Origin of the sequence: Phenylobacterium soli (assembly GCF_003254475.1) — a bacterium.
Classification (GTDB): Bacteria; Pseudomonadota; Alphaproteobacteria; order Caulobacterales; family Caulobacteraceae; genus Phenylobacterium; species Phenylobacterium soli.
In genome coordinates this window covers 1722071-1742554 of sequence record NZ_QFYQ01000001.1, presented here as the reverse complement: position 1 = coordinate 1742554, position 20484 = coordinate 1722071, and the positions used below count along the sequence as shown (strand labels likewise).

Sequence of the window (20484 nt, the reverse complement as noted above, 5' to 3'; positions counted from 1 at the left end):
CCGGCGGTTCGCCGCAAGAGAAGGCCCATGACCGCCGTCGAGCCGAGTGACGCCGCCGGACCGCCAGGGACGCCACGGGGCGCTTTCGAGGTCTTCCTCGCCTTCCTGCGGCAGGGTCTGACCGCGTTCGGCGGGCCGGTGGCCCACATCGGCTACTTCCGGCGCGAATTCGTCGAGAAGCGGGGCTGGGTCTCCGAAGCCGCCTTCGCCGACCTGCTGGCGCTCGCCCAGTTCCTGCCCGGCCCCGCGTCGAGCCAGCTCGGCATGGCCATCGGCCTGCGCCGCGCCGGCTACGCGGGCCTGCTGGCCGCGTGGCTCGGCTTCACCCTGCCCGCCGCCCTGGCGATGATCCTCCTGGCGTACCTGGCGCCTGCCCTCTCCACCACCTGGGGCGAGGGCTGGCTGCACGGGCTCAAGATCGCCGCCGCCGCCGTGGTTATCCAGGCGCTGTTCGCCATGGCCCGCCAGCTCGCCACCGGGCCGATCAAGGCCGGCATGGCCATCGGCGCCGGCCTTGGCGTGCTGATCGCCCACGGGACCGGCGCGACGCCGCAGATCTTCGCCCTCGTGGCCGGCGGCCTCTTCGGCCTCGCCTGGCTCCGCGACGACGGCGCGGCCGCGCCCGAGGACGATCCGGTCACCCACGCCGTGCCGCCGTCGGTCTCGGCCGGCGCGCTCACCGCCTTCGCCGTGCTGCTCGTGGTGCTGCCCTTCGCCGCCACCCTGCTGCAGCAGCCGTTGCTGGGCCTGGCCAGCGTCTTCTACCGCACCGGCGCCCTGGTGTTCGGCGGCGGCCATGTGGTGCTGCCGCTGCTCGAGCGCGACGTGGTCGGCCGCGGCTGGCTGGACCAGGACGTCTTCCTCGCCGGCTACGGCGCCGTCCAGGCGCTGCCGGGCCCGCTGTTCTCCTTCGCCGGCTTCGTCGGCGCCGCCCAGGCCTATGCGCCGGCCGGCTGGCTGGGCGGCCTCACCGCCGTCGTGGCGATCTTCCTGCCTAGCCTCCTGCTGGTCGTCGGGGTCCTGCCGTTCTGGGACCGCCTCAAGGTCTACCCGCAGGCGCGCGGCGCGCTCGCCGGAGTCAACGCCGTGGTGGTCGGCCTACTGGCCGCCGCACTCTGGCAGCCCGTGCTCACCTCGACTGTGCAGCGGCCCGCGGACTGGGCGCTGGTGGCGGCGGCCTGGGTGTTCCTGGCGATCGCCCGTCTGCCGCCGTGGCTGGTGGTGCTGGGCTTCGCCGCGGCCACGGGCGTCGTGACCCGCACCCTCGTCTAGCCGCCGCTAGATCCGCGCTTCGATCCTGCCGGCGGCCGGGGTGAAGAAGTTGGCGGCTCGCGGCAGGGCGAGCTTCGGCATCTGCGGCCAGCGGAAGGTCCAGGCCTTGCGGGTCGGCAGACAGTCTTCCAGCGCCGCGATCAGCTCGTTGGCCGGACCGTCGTTCAGGAAGTGGTTGGCGCCGTCAACGCGCGCGAAGCGGATCGGACGGCGGGTCACCGTCTCCTCGGCCAGCCGCTCGGCCACCTCGATGGGCGCGAAGTCGTCCTTGTCGCCGTGCAGCATGTGGATCGGGATGTTCAGCCGCGCCAGCGCCCGCTTGGCGTGGACGAGCTGCTCCTTCTGGCCGGTCGCCTCGATCACCGCATGGCGCAGGTCGCGCGGGATCACCTTCAGCGCCTTGGAGCCCACGTCCATCAGCCACTTGGCGGTGGGGCCAGGCTCCCCGAAGAAGCCGGAGAGCAGCACGAGGCCCGCGACCTTCCCGGGGTTCAGCTCGGCCATCAGGGTGGCGATCGCCGCGCCGTAGGACTGGCCGACCAGCAGCACCTTCTGGCCGCGCTCCGCCTTCAGCACCGGCGACAGGGCCTGGGCCTGGACGCGGATGTCGGTCACCGGATGCAGCGGCTCGGACGCGCCATAGCCGGGCCGGTCGACGACGATCATCTCCCGGTCGGGGGGCAGCTCGGCCAGGGTCTCGGCCCAGTACTCGGCCCAGGACGGCGCGCCGGTGATGACCACGATCTTCCAGGGCGCCGGCTCGGGCCGTGGGGTTTCCAGCGCCGAGATGCGCCAGCCATGGCCGCCGCCGGCCGTGAAGGCGGTCCGGCGCACCACGTCTTCGGGATAGTCTTGGGCGAGCGGCTTGTGCTCGGTGCGTCCGCTGGCGGCCGCTTCGATGCAGGCCCAGCCCATCGCGAGCACACCCTTCGGCCGTTTACGCGGCACGTCAGCAACTCCTCAGGTTCACGTCATGTCACCTGAGGTCGCAAACGCGCTTTTCAAGCCCTGGTTCGACGGGGTTCGACCTATTCGGCCGGAACCGCCGGCGCTGTGGTCAGCTGGTCACGAAGTTCACGCTTCAGCACCTTGCCCGTGGGTCCGATCGGCAGGGCGTCGACGATGCGCACCTCGTCCGGCGTCCACCACTTGGCGACGCGCGCGGCCACGTGCGCCTTGAGCTCCTCCGGGTCGGCGGTCTGGCCGGCCTTCAGCGTCACCAGCAGCAGCGGCCGCTCATCCCACTTCGGATGCGGCATGCCGACGGCGGCGGCCATGGCGACCGCCGGGTGCGAACAGACCGCGTCCTCCAGGTCCAGGGTCGAGATCCATTCGCCGCCGGACTTGATGACGTCCTTCGCCCGGTCGGTCAGGCGCAGATAGCCCTCCTCGTCGATGGTCGCGATGTCGCCGGTGTCGAACCAGCCGTCGTCGGTGAAGGAGGCCTGCCCGTCGTGCTTGAAATAGGCGGCCGCGACCCAGGGCCCCTTGACCTGCAGCCGGCCCGGGCTCTTGCCGTCGCGCGGCAGGAGATGGCCCGTCTCGTCGACGATCCGCAGCTCCACCCCATAGAGGCCGCGTCCCTGCTTGATCTTGCGCGCGGCGCCGACCTCGGCCGGCTCGCCCGCGTGCTGCGGCAGGGGCTTGTTGATGACGCCCAGCGGGCTCGTCTCGGTCATGCCCCAGATCTGGTGCACCTTGCCGCCCAGCCGCCCCTCTATCCGCTCGATCAGGGCCGCGGTCGGAGCCGAGCCGCCGATGGCGATGGTCTTCACGCAGTCCAGCGCCTTGCCCGCCTGCTCCAGGTGCTCGGCCACGCCCACCCAGATGGTCGGCACGCCCAGCACGAAGGTGATCTTCTCAGACTCGATCAGCTCGGCCACCGAGGCGCCGTCCAGCGCCCGGCCAGGCAGCACCAGCTTGGCCCCCACCAGCGGCGCGGCGTAGGGCGTGCCCCAGGCGTTGGCGTGGTACATCTGGGCGCAGGGCAGGATCACGTCCGCCGCCGAGAAGTTGAAGTTGTCCGGCAGGCCGAGCGCCATGGCGTGCAGCACGGTCGAGCGGTGCGAATAGAGCACGCCCTTCGGATTGCCCGTTGTGCCGGAGGTGTAGCAGAGGCCGCAGGCCGTCTTCTCGTCGAGCTCCGGCCAGGCGGGGATCGGCGCCGTCGACGCCACCAGCTCCTCGTAGACCAGCGTCCCGTCCGGCGCGTTGGCCGGGAAGTGCGCCCGGTCGGTGAGCGCCACGAAGCTCTTCACCGTCGCCATCCTGTCGTGGGTCTCGGCCACAAGGTCGGCGAAGCTGATGTCGTAGAGGAGGATCGTGTCCTCGGCGTGGTTGGCGACCCACGCCACCTGGTCCGGATGCAGGCGCGGATTGATGGTGTGCAGCACCGCCCCGATGCCGGTGGCGGCGAAGTAGAGCTCGAAGTGGCGGTGGGTCGACCAGGCCAGGGTCGCCACCCGATCGCCCGGCTTCACGCCGAGGTCGATGAGCGCCTGGGCGATACGCTTGGTCCGCTCCAGGGCCTCGGCGTAGCCGTAGCGGTGGATCGGCCCTTCGACGGTGCGCGCCACGACCTGCTGGTTCGGGTGGTAGAGCGCCGCATGCTCCAGGATCGAAGGCAGCGTCAGCGGCCAGTCCATCATCAGCCCTTGCATGGGCGCCTCCTCCGCAGACCTCGTTCGTTGCCGCGCACCTAAGCCCCGGCCGCGCTGCGGCGCAACATCGCCGAACGCCGCGGCTTGGCTCCGGCTAGCCCGCGGGCTTGGCCGCCCGCCTGCGCGGCGGCTTAGGCTTGGCGGGCGCTTCCCAGACGCCCTCGCGCACCACGGTCATCATGTAGTTCACGTCGACGTCGTGGCTCTGGCGCCAGCGGCCGGTCAGGGGCTCGAAGGCGACGCCGAACGGGCCGTCGACCACCACCGGCTCGCCGGCCAGGAAGTCGCGGATCTCGTCGGGCTTGAGGAACTTGTTCCAGGTGTGGGTGCCGGCCGGCAGCCAGCGCAGCACGTATTCGGCGCCCACCTTGGCGAGGGCGAAGGCCTTCAGCGTCCGGTTCAGCGTCGCCACGATCATCAGCCCGCCGGGCTTGAGCATCCGCGCGCAGGTGCGCACGAACTCGGCCGGGTCGGCCACGTGCTCGATCACCTCCATGTTGAGGATCACGTCGAAGGCCGGCTCGCCGGAGGCCAGGAGATCCTCGGCGGTCGAGCAGCGATAGTCGATCTCGAGGCCCTGCTCGGCCGCATGGGTGGAGGCCGTGCCGATGTTGCGGGCCGAGGCGTCGACGCCGACCACCTGGAAGCCCAGCCTCGCCATGGGCTCGGAGAGCAGGCCGCCGCCGCAGCCGATGTCGAGCAGCCGCAGGCCCTCGAACGGCCGGCGGGCCTGCGGATCGCGGCCGAAACGATAGAGCGCCTGGTCGCGGATGAAGCTCAGCCGGACAGGGTTGAATTTGTGCAGGGGCGCGAACTTGCCGCGCGGGTCCCACCACTCGGCCGCGATCTTCGAGAACCGCTCGACTTCGGCAGGATCGATGCTGGATCGGGCTTCGGCTGGGGAGGTCATGCCCGCTAGATAGCGCCGGCCGCGCCAACGCGAAACGTCCTACCCGTTGCAGCCCTGCCGACGCGCCGCTAGAAGGCTCCGCCCTTCGCGGGCGCACAACTCTTTAAGAACGCAGGCCAGAACCAAAGCCTCATGTCCCGGCTGGTGATGAAATTCGGCGGCACGTCGGTGGCCGACCTGGAGCGCATCCGGCGCGTCGCCCGGCTGGTCAACGCCGAGGTGGAAGCGGGTCACAAGGTGGCCGTGGTGGTCTCGGCCATGGCCGGCAAGACCAACGAGCTGGTCGCCTGGACGGACGGCGCCGGCGCGGCGGCCGAGGGCATCGAGCCCTCCGACGACGAATACGACGTGGTGGTGGCCTCCGGCGAACAGGTGACCGCCGGCCTGCTCTCCATGACGCTGCGCAACATGGGGGTGCGGGCCAAGTCCTGGCTCGGCTGGCAGATCCCGATCATCGCCGACGACGCGCACGGCAAGGCGCGCATCGACGGCATCCCGCCCGAGAAGCTCGGGGCGGCGATGGACGGCGGCGAGGTGGCGGTGATCGCCGGCTTCCAGGGCGTCACCCGCGACGGCCGCATCGCCACCCTGGGCCGCGGCGGCTCGGACACCTCGGCCGTGGCCGTGGCGGCCGCCCTCAAGGCCGAGCGCTGCGACATCTACACCGACGTGGACGGGGTCTACACCACCGACCCGCGCATCGAGTCCAAGGCCCGCAAGCTCGAGAAGATCTCCTACGAGGAGATGCTCGAGATGGCCTCGCTCGGGGCCAAGGTCCTGCAGACCCGCTCCGTCGAGCTCGCCATGGCCTATCATGTGCCGGTGCGGGTCCTTTCCAGTTTTGTCGAGCCGGGCGAAGCCCCTGGCCAGGGCACCATCGTCTGCGACGAGGAGGAGATCGTGGAAAAGCGGATCGTGAGCGGCGTCGCCTACAGCCGCGACGAGGCGAAGATCAGCCTCTTCGGCCTGCCCGACCATCCGGGCGTCTCGTCCGAGATCTTCGGCGCCCTCGCCGACGCCAACGTGAACGTCGACATGATCGTCCAGAGCCATGCGCGCTCGGCCGACACGGCCAACATGGAGTTCACCGTTGGCAAGCGCGACGCGGCCCGCGCCATGGAGATCGTCGACAAGGTCAAGGCCAAGATCGGCTTTGAGGGCGCCACCTGCGACGAGGACGTCGCCAAGGTGTCGGTCATCGGCGTCGGCATGCGCAGCCACGCGGGCGTCGCCCAGTCGATGTTCAAGGCGCTGGCGGACAAGGGCGTCAACATCCAGGTGATCTCCACCTCGGAGATCAAGATCAGCGTGCTGATCGACGCGGCCTACACCGAGCTGGCGGTGCGCGCCCTGCACGCCGCCTACGGCCTGGACAAGCTCTGATCGCCTAGCCGCGCGGCCCGTAGGCCCGCAGGAAGGTCTTCACCGCCGCCGCCACCTCGGCCTCGATCTCCGCATCGGAGAGCTCGGGCACGTAGTTGCACAGCCGCGCCTTCATGTAGCGGTTCTGGCACAGGCCGGTGAAGTGGAACGCCGCCATCTGCGGGTCGTCGACCTCGAGCAGGCCGGCTTTCACCCAGGCGCGGATCTCGTCCGCCAGGCGCTCCGAGCCGCGTCCCGGCCCGGCCTCGTAGAAGGCCTTGCCGATCTCGGGATAGCGCTCGGCCTCGGCGATGATCAGCCGGAAGTGGCGGAGGTTCTCGTCCGACAGCACGCGGCGCAGATAGGCCCGTCCTATCCGCGTCAGGGTCTCCGCGACGCCTTCGCCGCCCCCCGGCAGGGCGTAGATGCCGTCCATGTTGAGGATGCAGCGCCGAAGCACATAGGCCTCGAACAGCTCCTCCTTGCTCTTGAAGTAGTTGTAGAGCGTGCCCTTCGAGCCGCCGAGCCGGGCGGCGATCTCCGACATCGAGGCCGCGGCGAAGCCCTCGGACACGAAGACATCTTCGGCCACGTCCAGTATGGCTTCGCGCCGTGCGTCCCTGTCGAGTTTCGGGCGACCTTGCATTATTTTTCTGACCGTACCGTACGGTTGCCTTGACTGTGACAAACCGTCCCTTATATGGCCGAAATATGACCGTACAGTACGGTTGGCAAGGAGGCCCCGACGATGACCGCCCCCCCTCCTGACGCGAACCGCACCCGCTCGGCCAAGGTCGCGCTCGTCGCCGGCCTCTCGGGCCTGGCGCTCGCCGCCTGCGCGACCCTGCCGCCAGCCGCCCCGGCCCGCATCGCCAAGCCGGCGGAGAGCTACGCCGCGTCCCAGAGCCTCGCCGCCCCGGCCGCCGACTGGCCCATCGACGCCTGGTGGACCGGATACCACGACGCCCAGCTGAGCCAGCTCATCGACGAGGCCCTGAAGGGCTCCCCCACCCTCGCCGCCACCAACGCCCGGGTGCGCCGCGCCGAGGCGCTCGCCGCCCAGGCCCGGGGAGCCGAGCTGCCCACCGTCTCCGCCGAAGCCTCCGCCAAGGAGATGAAGCAGAGCTACAACATCGGCATTCCCGCCGAGTTCGTGCCGCAGGGCTACAACGACTACGGCAAGCTCGCCCTCGACTTCTCCTGGGAGCTCGACTTCTGGGGCAAGAACCGCGCGGCGGTCGCCGCCGCCACCTCCGAGGCCCGCGCCGCCGAGGCCGAGGCCGCCGAGGCCCGGCTGATGCTGGCCAGCAACATCGCCCTCGCCTACGCCGAGTTCGGCCGGCTCTACACCGACCGGGACGTGGTCGCCCGCGCCATCGACCTGCAGAACGAGACCAGCCAGCTGGTCCGCAACCGGGTCGCCAACGGGCTCGACACCCGTGGCACGCAGCGCCAGGCGGAAGCCGAGCCCCTGGCCTCTCAGGCCGAGCTCGCCGCCATCGACGAGCAGATCCTCCTGACCCGCCACAGGCTGGCGGCCCTGCTCGGCGCCGGCCCCGACCGCGGACTCGCCATCCCCCGGCCGACCGAGCCGCCGCCGGTGACCCTGGGCCTGCCCGCCTCGCTTGCGGCCGAGCTCGTCGGCCGCCGGCCGGACGTGACCGCCGCCCGCTGGCGCGCCGAGGCCGCCGCCAGCCGCATCCGCGAGGCCAAGGCGGCGTTCTATCCGAACGTCAACCTGGTCGGCTTCGTCGGCTACCAGTCGCTGAAGCTGAACGAGTTCTTCAAGTCGGGCTCGGACGTCGGCTCCATCGGCCCGGCCCTGACCCTGCCGGTCTTCGAAGGCGGCCGGCTGCGCGCCGGCCTGCGCGGCGCCGAGGCCGATCGCGACGCGGCCGTGGCCAACTACGACGCCGCGGTCGCCGAGGCCTTCCACCAGGTGGCCGACGCCCTGGCCTCCAAGCGCTCCGTGGCCGCCCAGATCGACACCAGCCGCGCCGCCCTGGCCGCCAGCGAGGACGCCTACAAGGTCGCCCGCCTGCGCTATCAGGGCGGGCTCAGCCCCTACTCTTCGGTCCTGCTCGCCGAGCAGGGCGTGCTCTCCCGCCGGCGCGCCGTCGCCCGGCTGCAGGGCCGCGCCTTCGCCGCCGACGTCGCCCTCGTGCGCGCGCTCGGCGGCGGCTATCGCGCCGCTCCGTGACCCCCGACACTCCCATCAAGACCTCAGCCGCCGAGGCTTCCATGTCCGACACCGCCACCGCCGCTCCGCCCGTCCGCTCCTCGATCGCGCGCCGCCGCCAGCTCCTCACCTGGCTCGTCGTCGCGGTCGCCGTGGGCGCGGTCCTCTGGATCGCCTACGCCCTCCTCTTCGCCGGGCGCACGGTGAAGACCGACAACGCCTATGTCGGCGCCGAGGTGGCCCAGGTGACGCCGCTCATCCCCGGCCCCGTCGCCAAGGTCCTGGTCCGCGAGACCGAGACCGTAAAGGCCGGCCAGCCACTGGTGGTGCTCGACGACGCCGACGCCCGCATCGCCGTCGCCCAGGCCGAGGCCGCGCTCGGCCAGGCGGAGCGGAAGGTGAAGGGCTACGCCGCCAACGACACCGCCCTCGGCGGCCAGGTCGGCGCCCGCCAGGCCGATCTCATGCGCGCCCAGGCCAACCTGACCATGGCCAGGACCGACCTCGCCCGACGCCAGAACCTCGCCGGCTCCGGCGCGGTCTCGGGCGAGGAGCTGACCACGGCCAAGAACGCCTTCGCCGCCGCCGAGGCCCAGGTCGCCCAGGCAGAGGCCAATCTGCGCGCCGCCCAGGGCGCCCGTGAGGCCAACCAGGTGCTGATCGCCGGCGCGCCGCTGGAGCAGAACCCGGAGGTGGCCGCCGCGCGCGCCAGGCTCGACGCCGCCCGGCTGGCGCTCGCCCGCACCGTGATCCGCGCCCCGCTCGACGGCGTGGTCTCCAAGAAATCCGTCCAGGTCGGCCAGGAGGTCCAGGCCGGGACCCCGTTGATGGCCGTGGTTCCGGTCTACGCCGCCTACGTCGACGCCAACTTCAAGGAAGTGCAGCTCGAGAAGGTGCGCGTCGGCCAGCCGGTGACGCTCACCTCCGACCTCTACGGCCGCGGCGTGAAGTTCCATGGCCGGGTCACCGGCCTCTCCGGCGGCACCGGCTCGGCCTTCTCGCTGATCCCGGCCCAGAACGCCTCGGGCAACTGGATCAAGGTCGTCCAGCGCCTGCCCGTGCGGATCACCCTCGACCCGAAGGAGCTGGCCGAACACCCGCTGCGCGTCGGCCTCTCCATGAAGGCCGCCATCGACGTCTCCGGCGCCCGCTGACGCATCGCCCCCAGGAGCCTCCCATGGCCAAGGATACAGCGGGCGGTGGCGGCGGGCCCGCCCCGATGACGGGGATGACCCTCGCCATCACCTCCATCGCCCTCGCGCTCGGCACCTTCATGCAGGTGCTCGACACCACCATCGCCAACGTCTCGCTGCCGACCATCGCCGGCAACCTCGGCGTCAGTTCCGACCAGGGCACCTGGGTGGTCACCGCCTTCGCCGTGGCCAACGGCGCCTCGGTGCCGCTGACCGGCTGGCTGATGGGCCGCTACGGCGTGGTGAAGACCTTCGTCGGCTCGGTGGTGATGTTCACCATCGCCTCGTTCCTCTGCGGGGTGTCCTGGAACCTGCCCTCGCTGATCGTCTTCCGGATCCTCCAGGGAGCGGTCTCCGGGCCGATGATCCCCGGCTCCCAGGCCCTACTGATCATGATTTTCCCGCCGCAGAAGCGGGGGACCGCGCTCGCCATCTGGTCGCTGACCACCCTGGTCGCGCCGATCTGCGGGCCGATCCTCGGCGGCTACATCTCGGACAACATCTCCTGGCCGTGGATCTTCCTCATCAACCTGCCGGTGGGCGTGATCTGCGCGGTGGTCTGCTGGCTCAACATGCGCAGCCGCGAGACCCCGACCCGCAAGAACCCCATCGACCGCACCGGCTTCCTGCTGCTGCTGGTCTGGGTCGGCGCGCTTCAGGTCATGCTCGACACCGGCAAGGACGCCGATTGGTTCAACTCGCCCGTCATCGTCGGCGAGGCGATCATCGCCGCCATCGGCTTCGCCGCGTGGCTGATCTGGGAGCTCAACGAGGAGCACCCGATCGTCGACCTGTCGCTGCTCAAGTCGCGCAACTTCGTCCTGGCGACGACGGTCTCGTGCCTCGCCTTCGCGATCTTCTTCGGCACCAACCTCCTGCAGCCGCTCTGGCTGCAGACGCGGATGGGCTACATCGCCACCTGGGCCGGCCTGGTCGCCGCGCCGTCCGGCGTGGTGGCGGTGGTGCTGACGCCGCTGGCCGCGCCGATCATGAACCGCATCGACGCGCGCTTCACCGCCAGCTTGTCGCTCGCCGCCTTCGCCCTCTCCTACTACCTGCGTTCCAGGTTCACGAGCGACGTGGACTTCTACGCCCTGGTCATCCCCATGCTCGTGCAGGGCGTCGCCATGGCCACCTTCTTCGTCTCGATGATCACCATGGCGCTGAACGGCATCCCGGCCCCCCAGGTGCCGGCCGCCTCGGGCCTCTACAACTTCGCCCGGATCATCGCCGGCAGCTTCGCGGCCTCGATCGTCACCACCGCCTGGGACCGCTCCGCGGCCCTCCACCAGACCCGGCTCGCCGAGGTCATCGGCGCACAGTCGCCGACCTTCGCCATCACGCTGCAGAAGCTCCAGGCCGCCGGGATGAGCGCCCAGCAGGCGCTCGCCGCCGTCACCCAGCAGGCTGTCGGCCAGGCCTATCTGCTGGCCACCATCGACATATTCCGGGTGGCTTCGATCCTGATCTTCCTGCTGATCCCCGGCATCTGGTTCACCCGCAAGGCGCTCAGCCAGGGCGGGACCCACGCGGCGGCCGACTAGCCCCTCGGGGCGGCCGCCGCGATGCCGGTCAGCCGGAACGCCGCCCAGACGCCGGCGAGCCCCAGCGGGATGACCGCCAGGTAGATCCAGACGCCGGTCGCCCGGGCGGTGGCGTCGGTGAGCCCCTCGGAGAAGCCGGCCAGGTTCGCCGCCGCCCCGGAGATCGCCGCGCCCACCGCCGCGCCGGTCTGGCGCACGGCCGTGATCGCCGAGGAGCCGATCGCCCGGTCCTCGTCGGAAAGCGCCGCCATCACCCGCCGGCCCATGAAGCTCCACGACCAGCCGAAGGCCGCGCCCAGCAAGGCGCCGCCGAGGACGATCCAGACCATCGCCACCTGCGGCGTCGCCCAGGCCAGGATGACGAGGCTCGTCGGCACGCTCAGCGCGCCGATGCGGACCCAGCGCGCGTCCCAGGCGCCGGTCTGGTGGGCGACCATGAAGGCCGCGGCCGTCCAGGCCAGGGACTCCGCGCCGATCACATAGCCGGCCCACAGCGGCGACATGCCCGCCAGGGTCTGGAGGATCGGCGGGGCGTAGATCGCAAAACCCATGGAGGCGGCGGTCAGGGCGAACATCGCCGCATAGCCGGCGCCGCAGGTCGTCGCGAGGTCGCCGGCCCGATGGGGCAGCAGCCGCACCCGGGCGCGGCCGTCGATCCGGAGCACCGCCGCGAGCAGCACGAGACCGACCGCCACGAGGCCAAGCGAGGCCGCCGCGCCGCGGGTGATGTCGGCCACGGCGATGGCCCCGACGCCCGCCGCCAGGACGAGGAGCTGGATCCACGGAATGCCGGGCCCCCTCGGGCCGCGCTGCTCGCCCTTGAGCAGGAAGGGCGCGGCAAGGCTGAAGGCCAGCGAGTGGGCGGCGAACACCCAGAAGCACTCGCGCCAGTGGCCGCCCACCGCGAACACGCCGCCGATCAGCGGCCCGATCAGGGTCGCCACGCCCCAGACGCCGGAGACGCTGGCGAACACCCGCGCCAGGTGCCGCTCGGGGAACAAGAGGGCGATCGCCACCATGGCGAACCCCGAGATCCAGCCTGAGCCGAGCCCCTGGATCACGCGGCCGGTGAGGAACAGGCCGACCTCCGGCGCCAGCGCGCTCATCACGCACCCGCCCACCATCACCAGGCCGGCGAGCGCGGTCGCCCGGCGAAGGCCGAACAGCTCCGAGAGCCGGCCGGCGCTGGCGCCGGCGAGGATCGCGCCCACCAGATAGCCCGCGGTCGCCCAGCTGAAGTAGCCGTAGCCGCCGAGCTCCTTGCCGACGCTCGGCATGATGGTCGCGGTGACCAGGCTGTCGGCCGCGTTCAGCCACACGCCCAGGCAGATCAGCGCGAAGCGCGGCAGGCGGCCGTCGGACAGGAGGTCGGCCCAGCTCGCGGGTCTCCGGTCCTCTGAAACCTCAGCTTGCACGTCGGCCCCCGCTCGCGGTTGGAGCGGCTCAGATAGGCGCAGCCAGGCGCGCGGCCAAGGCTCAGCGGCTGCGCGCGGCGGCCGGCGGCTGGACCTTGAACCCGGGATACCAGTGGGTCGCCGTGCCCGCCGTCACGTACCAGGCCAGCAGGCCTGCGCAGATCAGCGCCCCGGGCACGTAAGAACTGGTGCGCCGGTAGGTGAGTGCGGCGATCGCCCCGACGCTCGCCAGCAGCGGCACGAACTGGATCGCCACGATGGTGTTGAGCGGCTCGGTCGGGGTGGCCAGCAGCCCGGTGGAGAACAGCGTCGCATACTCGTAAGCGAGCAGCACCGCGAACCCCAGGCTGAGCGCGATCTTCCAGGCGCCTACCTGCAGGAGGAAGCCTTCGCCCTTCACCGCCAGGTTCGCCGAGAGCGCCCGCAGGGCGATGAGGAAATAGACCGCCCAGAGCACGAAATAGGGGGCCGCCATCGCCGTGTGCCGGCCGTCCAGCGGCTTGAGGCCCAGCACCCAGAACCGGAAGTCCACGTGCCAGAGGCGGTCGACCAGGACGAGCGAGAGATAGCCCACCGCCAGGGTGGCCGCGGCGATCCCGACGGCGCCCGCCCAGCGGTTGCTGAACACCGGCCGCCCGCCGCGCAGGACGAGGCTCAGCAGAAGCGTGAGAAGCCCGTTCAGCAGCGCCCACACCAGGAGCTGGTTTTGCACGTACTGCGGAAAGAGGCGCATGGGGATGAAGGCCTGCCCCCAGCCCATGAAGGGGTAGTAGGTCAGGGCCGGGACCGCCGCCGTCAGCAGGAACGCCAGCCACCAGCGACCGCCGCGCCGCTCGGCGACGGGCTCCATCGGTCGGCGCAGGGCCGCGAAGGCCGGCAGGGTCAGCAGCAGCTCGAAGGTCCCCATCAGGAGCACGATCAGGCCGACGAACGACAGGCCCGTGCCGACCTCCTTCCAGATCCAGATCTGGTCGCCCGGCGGCAGCGGGTGGGCCGCGCCCGCGAGGGTCATCTGGAACCAGTCGACCGCGCCCGCCACCCCGGCGCGGGAGAAGTGCTCCCAGGGATGGGTCACCGGCGGGTTCAGCAGCCGTCGGGCCGTGCCGTCGGCCGTCGCGCCGTAGGTGTGGCCGACGATCACCGGCCCGGGGACGCCGAAGGTCGCGGCCATCTTTGGCGTCGCCGCGACGAGCGAGCCCTTGGGCGCGCCCCACATCAGCGGGGCGAACTCGTCGTACTGGCCGAAGACGACTTCGAGATTGTGGAACGCCGGCGGGCTCGGCGCGCCCAGGAAGCCGGGCGTCGAGCCCTCGAAGACGATCGCGCGGTAGCCGTCCGGCTCGGCCGCGGCGGCCGCCCCGATCGGGATGCCGCCCATCGAATGGCCTTCCAGCCCGACGTTCGCCTTGTCCACAAAGGGCAGGCTCCGGAGATAGGCCAGCGCCGCCGGCCCGCCCGCGTCCCGTGGATTGAACACCGCGCCTTGCGAATAGCCGTGGCCGGCCATGTCGATGGCCAGCACCACGAAGCCGCGCCGCGCCAGCTCGATGGCGAAGGGGGACTGCATCTCGCGGGTGTTGATGTAGCCGTGGCTGACCAGCACGGCCGGCGCCGGATGGGCCGGAGTGGCCGACGGCGGGGTGTAGAGCAGCGCGCTCTGCTCGATCCCGTCGCCCTTGAAGCGCACGTCCGCCACCCGCACGCCGCCCGCCGTCTGGATCCTGTGCGCCAGCAAGGCGCCCGCCAGGATCAGCGCCCAGCCGAGCGCGAAAAGCCCCCATTTCCGCATCGCGGCGTCCCCCCGATCGCCTTGCCCTTGGCCCGACGATGAGCCGGAAGCGGCGAAAGCTCAACCGGCGAGAGGGCGCCTCTATTTCAGGCGCCGCAGCCGCAAGCGGCGCCGTGGCGAGGGATTTCTCCGCCGCGGTCTTTAGAAAGCCTTGGTCTCGCCTACCTAAGCTGTGCGCGCAGCTGCGGCCGTGCGCACGGCGAGGCAGGTTGCGCAGATCGCCGCAACCGGGCTCTTTCCGTCTCGGTTCGGACACGCGATGCTGATAGGGGACCGCCCCCGGCCGGGCCGCGGGCGAAGGAACAGGGAGGCTGACGCCGAGATCATGGCGGCGCCGGGCGTGGCAATTCGAGGTCAGCGGAGTCTGCTCAAGCAGATCCGCGAGGCGCTCGCCTCGGGCGGTCCGGCCCAGGCGCGCCTCGACATGGTCGTGCGGATCATCGCGCGCTCCATGGTGGCCGAGGTGTGCTCGCTCTACATGCGCCGCGCCGCCGCCGGCGATCTCGAGCTGTTCGCCACCGAAGGCCTCGATCCCAAGGCCGTCCACGTCACCCGCCTGAAGCCGGGCGAGGGCCTGGTGGGCGAGATCATGCGCCAGGGCCGGCCGCTGAACCTGGCCGACGCCCCTGAGCACCCAGCCTTCTCCTATCGCCCGGAAACCGGCGAAGACCCCTATCACGCCTTCCTCGGCGTGCCGCTGCTGCGCGGCGGCCGCGCCATCGGCGTGCTCGTCGTCCAGAACCGCACCGCCCGCGTCTACACCGAGGACGAGGTCGAGGACCTGCAGATCGTCGCCATGGTCCTGGCCGAGATGGTGGCCTCGGGCGAGCTGATCAGCCAGGACGAGCTCAAGGGCGTCGAGCTCGCGCCCCGCCGGCCCGAGCGGCTCAAGGGCTCGCGCTTCGCCGACGGCCTCGCTTATGGCGTCGCGGTCCTGCACGAGCCGCCGGTCGCGCCCTCGCAACTGCTCTCCGATGACGTGGCCGCCGAGGAGGCGCGCCTCAAGACCGCCGTGGCCGGCCTGCAGACCCAGATCGACCAGATGCTCGAGGGCCAGGCGGGCCTGATCGAGGCCTCCTTCGAGGTGCTCGAGACCTATCGCATGTTCGCCCACGACCGGGGCTGGAACCGCAGCCTCGAGGACGCGGTGCGCAACGGCCTGACCGCCGAGGCCGCCGTCGAGCGCGTCCGCTCCGAGCACCGCGCCCGCCTCGGCCAGGCGCGCGACCCCTACCTGCGCGAACGGCTGCACGACCTCGAGGACCTCAACGACCGGCTGCTGCGCCACCTGGCCGGCGATGGCCACATGGCCCGCGAGCTGCCCGAGAACGCGGTGCTGATCGCCCGTAACCTCGGCCCGGCCGACCTGCTGGAATACGACCGCACCAAGCTACGCGGCCTGCTGCTCGAGGAAGGCTCGGCGGCCAGCCACGCGGCGATCGTCGCCCGCGCCCTCGACATCCCCTGCGTCGGCCGCCTGCCGGGCCTGCGCGACCTCGTCTCCGAAGGCGACCCGGTGATCGTCGACGCAGAGACCGCCGAGGCCTACCTGCGCCCGCGGCCCGACGTGGTGAAGGCGATCCAGGCGCGGATCGACGTGCGCGCCCAGCGGCGGGCCGAGTTCGCCAAGCTGCGCGACACCCCGGCCTTCACGCGCGACGGGGCCAAGGTCAGCCTCCTGATGAACGCCGGCCTCGACGTCGACCTCGACATCCTGGGCGAGACCGGCGCCGAAGGCATCGGCCTCTTCCGCACCGAGTTCCAGTTCATGGTCGCCGAGGAGATGCCCCGGCTCGACGCCCAGGCCACGCTCTACGGCAGGGTGATGGACGCCGCCGGCGACATGCCGGTGACCTTCCGCACCCTGGATCTCGGCGGCGACAAGGTGCTGCCGTACCTGGAGGCCGAGCGGGAGGACAATCCGGCGCTCGGCTGGCGGGCGATCCGCATGGGCCTCGACCGCCCGGCCCTGCTGCGCGTGCAGATCCGCGCCCTGATCACCGCCGCCAAGGGCCGGCCGCTGCGCATCATGTTCCCGCTGGTCGCCAGCGTGGAGGAGTTCCGCACCGCCCGCGCCCTGGTCGACCACGAGGTCGCCTGGGCCCAGCGCCGCGGCCGCCCGGCCCCCTCGCGCCTCGACGTCGGGGCGATGATCGAGGCCCCGTCGGTGATCTGGCACCTCGACGCCCTCCTGCCGATGACCGACTTCGTCTCGGTCGGCACCAACGACCTGATGCAGTACCTGTTCGCCGCCGACCGCGGGAATCCCAGGGTCTCCGACCGCTACGACCCGCTCTCGCCACCGGCGCTGCGCGCGCTCGAGCAGATCCAGCGCGCCTGCGCCGAGACCGGCACGCCGGTCAGCGTCTGTGGCGAGATGGCCGGCCGCCCGCTGGAGGCCTTCACCCTCGTGGCCCTCGGCTTCGAGGCGCTCTCCATGCCGCCGGCCGGCGTCGGCCCGGTGAAGCGCATGGTGCTGTCCTGCGACCGCGAGGCCGCGCGCCGCGGCGTCTCGGCCCTGCTCAAGAGCGGCGCTGGCTCGGTGCGCAACGAAATCGAAACCCTCGCGCGCAAGATTTACCTGGCCGTCTGAGGAGCCGGGGCAGTGACGGATCACCGCATTGAGGACCCCAGGCGCGCGTGTTACGCGAACTGCAACTCAAGGCTTCATTTGAGTCGTGAAGATCTGCGCCCGGCCCAGGCCGCGCGGCGCGATCGCGGGCGTCTTCGGGGGTGTCCATGCCGCTCGACACTGGCGGGCTGAGCGAGGTGGAGACCTCGGCGGCCGACGGCCCCACCCTGCAGTCCGGAGCCGATGTCGGCCAGGCGCTGAAGGCCATGCGTGAGGCGCGCGGCCTGACGCTCGACCAACTCGCCGAAGCCACCCGCGTCCGCGCCAGCTACCTCGAGGCGCTGGAGGAGATGCAGCTCGAGAAGCTGCCCTCGCGTCCCTTCGTCGTCGGCTACATCCGCGCCTACGCCCAGGCCCTGGGCGCCGACGCCGACGAGGCGGTCCATCGCTTCAAGGCCGAAGAGCCGGTGCTCGACGAGCCGCTGCCCGAGCCGGTCGGCGTGCGCGACGAACGCGATCCGCGCCTCGCCGCCATCGTCGCCGGCGCGGTGGTGATCATCGGCGCGATCGTCGCCTGGAACGTCGTCCAGCGGATCATGACCGAGACCGCGCCGGCCCCGCCGACGGCCTCCGAGACCGTGGCCCAGAAGGCGCTGGCCAACACCACCGCCGGCCCCGTCTCGCTCGGCGCGCCCCTGCCCGCGCCCGTGGAGTCGACCACCCCGCCGCCCTATGTGACGCCGGGCCTCGACAAGGCGGTCAACGCCGAGGGCCAGCCGCTAGTCCCGCCCCAGGCCGCCCAGCCGGCGCCGGAGATGAACCTCGCCGGCACCTTCACCCCGAAGGGTCAGATCTACGGCGCGCCCGCCGCCCAGGGCGCGGTGATCCTGCAGGCGCTCAAGCCGGCCTTCCTGGTCATCAAGGGCGCCGACGGCTCCGTCTATTTCGCCCGCCAGCTCGCCGAGGGCGAAGCCTACCGCGCGGCCAATCTCGCCGGCCTCACCGTCGACGTCTCAGAGCCCGAGGCCTTCCAGGTGTTCTCCGGCGGCCAGTCGCGCGGCGTCCTGCCCCAGCCGCTCACCCCGGTGGCCAAGCTGGTCGCCCCGGCTCCGACTCCGGCGCCGCCGCCGGCCGCCGCCCCGAAGCCCGCCGCACCTGCGACGGCGAGCGCCCAGCCGGCGCCGGCCGCGGCCAAGCCGCAAGCGCCCGCCGCCAAGCCGGCGCCGAAACCGCCGCAGTGACGCTTGGGGGCGGGATCAAAACCGCCTATTTTCCGGCTCCATGACCGCCCAAGACGCCGCCCACCACCGCCCCTGGCGCGCCATCGAGCGCCGCAAGAGCCGCAAGATCCGCGTGGGCGACGTGGAGGTGGGCGGCGATGCGCCGATCACCGTCCAGTCGATGACCAACACGCTCACCGCCGACGCGGGGGCGACCATCGACCAGATCCGCCGGCTGGAGGAAGCCGGCGCCGACATCGTCCGCGTCTCCTGCCCGGACGAGGCCTCGACCGCGGCGTTCTCGACCATCGCCAAGGCGGCCAAGGTCCCGCTCGTCGCCGACATCCACTTCCACTACCGCCGCGCCATCGAGGCGGCCCAGGCCGGCGCGGCCTGCCTGCGCATCAACCCCGGCAACATCGGCTCGCCCGACCGCGTCCGCGAGGTGATCCAGGCCGCCCGCGACCACGGCTGCTCGATCCGCATCGGGGTCAACGCCGGCTCCCTGGAGCGCGACCTCCTCGAGAAGTACGGCGAGCCCTGTCCCGACGCCATGGTCGAGAGCGCGCTCAGCCACGCCCGCATCCTGCAGGATCACGACTTCCACGAATTCAAGATCAGCGTGAAGGCGTCCGACGTCTTCATGACGGTCGCCGCCTACCAGGCCCTGGCCGAGGCGATCGACTGCCCACTGCACCTGGGCATCACCGAAGCCGGCGCCACCCGGACCGGGACGGTGAAGTCCTCCATCGGCCTCGGCAACCTGCTCTGGGCGGGGATCGGCGACACCATCCGGGTCAGCCTCGCCGCCGACCCGGTGGAGGAGATCAAGGTCGGCTTCGACATCCTGAAGTCCCTCGGCCTGCGCCACCGCGGGGTGAACATCATCGCCTGCCCGTCCTGCGCGCGGCAGGGCTTCAACGTCATCGCCACCGTCGAGGCGCTGGAGCAGCGGCTGGCGCACATCTCCACGCCGATGAGCCTGTCGATCATCGGCTGCGTGGTGAACGGCCCGGGAGAGGCGCTGATGACCGACGTCGGCTTCACCGGCGGCGGCAAGGGCGCGGGCATGGTCTATCTGGCCGGCAAGCCGGACCACAAGATGGACAACGACCGGATGGTCGACCACATCGTCGAGCTCGTCGAGGCCAAGGCCGCCGAGCTCGCCGCCGCCAGCTCTCCCAAGCCGCTCGCCGCGGCCGAGTAGGCGCCTACTTCTTTGTCGTCGCCGTCGAGGTCGTCGACTTCTTGGACTTCATGGTGGTCGAGGTCGCGGCCATCGGCATGCGCTCGGCGTTCGGCGCGTCGCACTTGGCGAACTTCTTGGTGGTCTTGTCGCGGCACGGGCCAGCGGTCGCCGCCGCCGGGCACTTGGTGAACTTGCCGGCCGCATCGCGGCAGGTCTTGGCCGAGGCCTCGGTGGCGGCGAAGGTCAGCACGAGGGCGGCCGCGGCGATCAGGCGGATCATGGATTTCCTCCCAGGATTGGCCCGGCTGCAACCGGCGTCCTGCGCGCATTGTTCCGCTTGGAAACTGAAGGCCCACCGCTGGAGTCCGCCCCCGCCGACCCGCCATTCCTTTCCTTCTAAGATGACGCTGGCGTCACCCTTGTGCGCCTTCGCCGATTGCGGTTAGGTGAGCGCCCCAAAACCGGGAGGGACCGATGTCCGCGGACGGCAACTGGAAGATCACGATCAACACCCCGATGGGCGCGCAGACTGTGAATGCGTCCATCACGACCAGCGGTGACACCTTCACCGGCAAGACCGAGGGCCAGATGGGCTCGCAGGAAGTGAGCGGCAAGGTGGACGGCAATACCCTCACCTGGAGCGCCAACATCACCAGCCCGATGCCGATGACCCTCGAGTTCACCGCGACGGTCGACGGCGACAAGATGACCGGCAACGTCAAGCTCGGCATGTTCGGCAATGCGCCGCTGACCGGCGAGCGCGTCTAAGCCTTTCGCGCAACCGCGCAGCAGAAGGCCCGCTCCGGCGACGGAGCGGGCCTTTTTGTTATTCGTCGTCCGAGACGGACGGCGCCGGCTACTTGCCCGGGGTCGCCGCGTCGGAAGCGCTGTCGGCCGCCTTGCTCGCGGCGCTGCCGACATTGTCGGCCGCGTGGCTGACGCTCGAGGCCGCGCCGGTCACCGCGTCAGTTCGCAGGTTGTCGTTGCGGTTCTGGGTGATCAGGAAGAAGGCGACGATCGCCACCAGCGCCAGCACGGCGATGCCGATGATGACCCCGCCGACGCCGGAGCCACCGCGATCCACATAGGTCGTGCCGCTGTCGCGCTCGACCACGCGGTCGGTCGAGCCGTCCGGATGTTCGGTAATTCGTTCGGTAGCCATAGGTTAGTCTCCAGGTG

General features: G+C 71.3%; 17 protein-coding genes. 9 read left to right on the top strand and 8 right to left on the bottom strand.

All coding sequences use genetic code 11. The features are described from left to right. Nucleotides 1–27: 27 nt before the first annotated feature. Nucleotides 28–1272: a chromate efflux transporter gene (gene chrA / locus DJ017_RS08670; protein ID WP_111528343.1), complete on the top strand. Its 1245-nt coding sequence runs from the start codon at nucleotides 28–30 to the stop codon at nucleotides 1270–1272. A gap of 6 nt (nucleotides 1273–1278) precedes the next feature. On the opposite strand, the gene DJ017_RS08665 is transcribed toward chrA, so the two are convergent. From DJ017_RS08665 to ubiG, 3 genes are all read right to left on the bottom strand, one after another. Beyond that, complete coding sequence (locus DJ017_RS08665; RefSeq protein ID WP_133255421.1) at nucleotides 1279–2220, bottom strand: alpha/beta fold hydrolase; 942 nt, start codon at nucleotides 2218–2220, stop codon at nucleotides 1279–1281. Nucleotides 2221–2300: 80 nt separating this feature from the next. After that, a complete protein-coding gene (locus DJ017_RS08660; RefSeq protein WP_111528341.1) occupies nucleotides 2301–3932 on the bottom strand; it encodes a long-chain fatty acid--CoA ligase in 1632 nt (543 codons plus the stop codon). A 94-nt stretch (nucleotides 3933–4026) separates the two neighbouring features. Beyond that, nucleotides 4027–4842 (bottom strand): bifunctional 2-polyprenyl-6-hydroxyphenol methylase/3-demethylubiquinol 3-O-methyltransferase UbiG, encoded by an 816-nt coding sequence (gene ubiG, locus DJ017_RS08655; RefSeq protein WP_111528340.1) that lies wholly within the window; start codon nucleotides 4840–4842, stop codon nucleotides 4027–4029. A 132-nt stretch (nucleotides 4843–4974) separates the two neighbouring features. On the opposite strand from ubiG, the gene DJ017_RS08650 reads away from it, so the two are divergent. Beyond that, a complete protein-coding gene (locus DJ017_RS08650) occupies nucleotides 4975–6225 on the top strand; it encodes an aspartate kinase (protein ID WP_111528339.1) in 1251 nt (416 codons plus the stop codon). A 4-nt stretch (nucleotides 6226–6229) separates the two neighbouring features. Here DJ017_RS08650 and DJ017_RS08645 read toward each other — a convergent pair whose 3' ends face one another. Then, the gene (locus DJ017_RS08645) at nucleotides 6230–6796 is read right to left on the bottom strand and encodes a TetR/AcrR family transcriptional regulator (protein WP_264371489.1); all 567 of its coding nucleotides are present in this window, start codon (nucleotides 6794–6796) and stop codon (nucleotides 6230–6232) included. 156 nt (nucleotides 6797–6952) lie between these two features. Between DJ017_RS08645 and DJ017_RS08640 the strand changes: the two genes are divergently transcribed. Genes DJ017_RS08640 through DJ017_RS08630 form a run of 3 tightly spaced genes read left to right on the top strand, consistent with a single transcriptional unit; the run spans nucleotide 6953 to nucleotide 11120 of the window. Next, a complete protein-coding gene (locus DJ017_RS08640) occupies nucleotides 6953–8404 on the top strand; it encodes an efflux transporter outer membrane subunit (protein ID WP_111528337.1) in 1452 nt (483 codons plus the stop codon). 41 nt (nucleotides 8405–8445) lie between these two features. Then, the gene (locus tag DJ017_RS08635) at nucleotides 8446–9537 is read left to right on the top strand and encodes an HlyD family secretion protein (protein ID WP_111528336.1); all 1092 of its coding nucleotides are present in this window, start codon (nucleotides 8446–8448) and stop codon (nucleotides 9535–9537) included. Between the two features lie 23 nt (nucleotides 9538–9560). After that, nucleotides 9561–11120, top strand: a complete 1560-nt coding sequence (locus DJ017_RS08630; protein WP_227000077.1) for a DHA2 family efflux MFS transporter permease subunit — start codon at nucleotides 9561–9563, stop codon at nucleotides 11118–11120. Here the strand turns inward: DJ017_RS08630 and DJ017_RS08625 are convergent. Further along, nucleotides 11117–12535 carry an MFS transporter gene (locus DJ017_RS08625; RefSeq protein ID WP_111528334.1) on the bottom strand — a complete coding sequence of 473 codons (1419 nt, stop codon included), beginning with the start codon at nucleotides 12533–12535 and terminating at the stop codon, nucleotides 11117–11119. The genes DJ017_RS08630 and DJ017_RS08625 overlap by 4 nt on opposite strands. A gap of 61 nt (nucleotides 12536–12596) precedes the next feature. Then, complete coding sequence (locus tag DJ017_RS08620; RefSeq protein WP_111528333.1) at nucleotides 12597–14324, bottom strand: alpha/beta hydrolase; 1728 nt, start codon at nucleotides 14322–14324, stop codon at nucleotides 12597–12599. Between the two features lie 325 nt (nucleotides 14325–14649). Here DJ017_RS08620 and ptsP point away from each other — a divergent pair, with 325 nt between their 5' ends. From ptsP to ispG, 3 genes are all read left to right on the top strand, one after another. Then, nucleotides 14650–16917, top strand: a complete 2268-nt coding sequence (ptsP, locus tag DJ017_RS08615; RefSeq protein ID WP_111528332.1) for a phosphoenolpyruvate--protein phosphotransferase — start codon at nucleotides 14650–14652, stop codon at nucleotides 16915–16917. 146 nt (nucleotides 16918–17063) lie between these two features. Continuing rightward, entirely contained in the window at nucleotides 17064–18137 is a 1074-nt protein-coding gene (locus tag DJ017_RS08610; protein WP_111528331.1) for a helix-turn-helix domain-containing protein, read from the top strand. Between the two features lie 40 nt (nucleotides 18138–18177). Next, a complete protein-coding gene (gene ispG, locus DJ017_RS08605; protein ID WP_111528330.1) occupies nucleotides 18178–19323 on the top strand; it encodes a flavodoxin-dependent (E)-4-hydroxy-3-methylbut-2-enyl-diphosphate synthase in 1146 nt (381 codons plus the stop codon). A 4-nt stretch (nucleotides 19324–19327) separates the two neighbouring features. Here ispG and DJ017_RS08600 read toward each other — a convergent pair whose 3' ends face one another. Then, nucleotides 19328–19585 (bottom strand): hypothetical protein, encoded by a 258-nt coding sequence (locus tag DJ017_RS08600; protein ID WP_111528329.1) that lies wholly within the window; start codon nucleotides 19583–19585, stop codon nucleotides 19328–19330. A gap of 194 nt (nucleotides 19586–19779) precedes the next feature. Here DJ017_RS08600 and DJ017_RS08595 point away from each other — a divergent pair, with 194 nt between their 5' ends. Continuing rightward, entirely contained in the window at nucleotides 19780–20073 is a 294-nt protein-coding gene (locus DJ017_RS08595; RefSeq protein WP_111528328.1) for a hypothetical protein, read from the top strand. Between the two features lie 88 nt (nucleotides 20074–20161). Here the strand turns inward: DJ017_RS08595 and DJ017_RS08590 are convergent, their stop codons facing one another. Next, entirely contained in the window at nucleotides 20162–20467 is a 306-nt protein-coding gene (locus DJ017_RS08590; RefSeq protein ID WP_227000076.1) for a hypothetical protein, read from the bottom strand. Between the last annotated feature and the right edge of the window lie 17 nt (nucleotides 20468–20484).

Bases quoted from the DNA above. Each gene is read 5' to 3' on its own strand.
- chrA (WP_111528343.1), top strand. From the start codon at position 28: ATGACCGCCGTCGAGCCGAGTGACGCCGCCGGACCGCCAGGGACGCCA.
- DJ017_RS08660 (WP_111528341.1), bottom strand. From the start codon at position 3,932: ATGCAAGGGCTGATGATGGACTGGCCGCTGACGCTGCCTTCGATCCTG.
- ubiG (WP_111528340.1), bottom strand. From the start codon at position 4,842: ATGACCTCCCCAGCCGAAGCCCGATCCAGCATCGATCCTGCCGAAGTC.
- DJ017_RS08650 (WP_111528339.1), top strand. From the start codon at position 4,975: ATGTCCCGGCTGGTGATGAAATTCGGCGGCACGTCGGTGGCCGACCTG.
- DJ017_RS08640 (WP_111528337.1), top strand. From the start codon at position 6,953: ATGACCGCCCCCCCTCCTGACGCGAACCGCACCCGCTCGGCCAAGGTC.
- DJ017_RS08635 (WP_111528336.1), top strand. From the start codon at position 8,446: ATGTCCGACACCGCCACCGCCGCTCCGCCCGTCCGCTCCTCGATCGCG.
- DJ017_RS08630 (WP_227000077.1), top strand. From the start codon at position 9,561: ATGGCCAAGGATACAGCGGGCGGTGGCGGCGGGCCCGCCCCGATGACG.
- DJ017_RS08620 (WP_111528333.1), bottom strand. From the start codon at position 14,324: ATGCGGAAATGGGGGCTTTTCGCGCTCGGCTGGGCGCTGATCCTGGCG.
- ptsP (WP_111528332.1), top strand. From the start codon at position 14,650: ATGGCGGCGCCGGGCGTGGCAATTCGAGGTCAGCGGAGTCTGCTCAAG.
- DJ017_RS08610 (WP_111528331.1), top strand. From the start codon at position 17,064: ATGCCGCTCGACACTGGCGGGCTGAGCGAGGTGGAGACCTCGGCGGCC.
- ispG (WP_111528330.1), top strand. From the start codon at position 18,178: ATGACCGCCCAAGACGCCGCCCACCACCGCCCCTGGCGCGCCATCGAG.
- DJ017_RS08600 (WP_111528329.1), bottom strand. From the start codon at position 19,585: ATGATCCGCCTGATCGCCGCGGCCGCCCTCGTGCTGACCTTCGCCGCC.
- DJ017_RS08595 (WP_111528328.1), top strand. From the start codon at position 19,780: ATGTCCGCGGACGGCAACTGGAAGATCACGATCAACACCCCGATGGGC.
- DJ017_RS08590 (WP_227000076.1), bottom strand. From the start codon at position 20,467: ATGGCTACCGAACGAATTACCGAACATCCGGACGGCTCGACCGACCGC.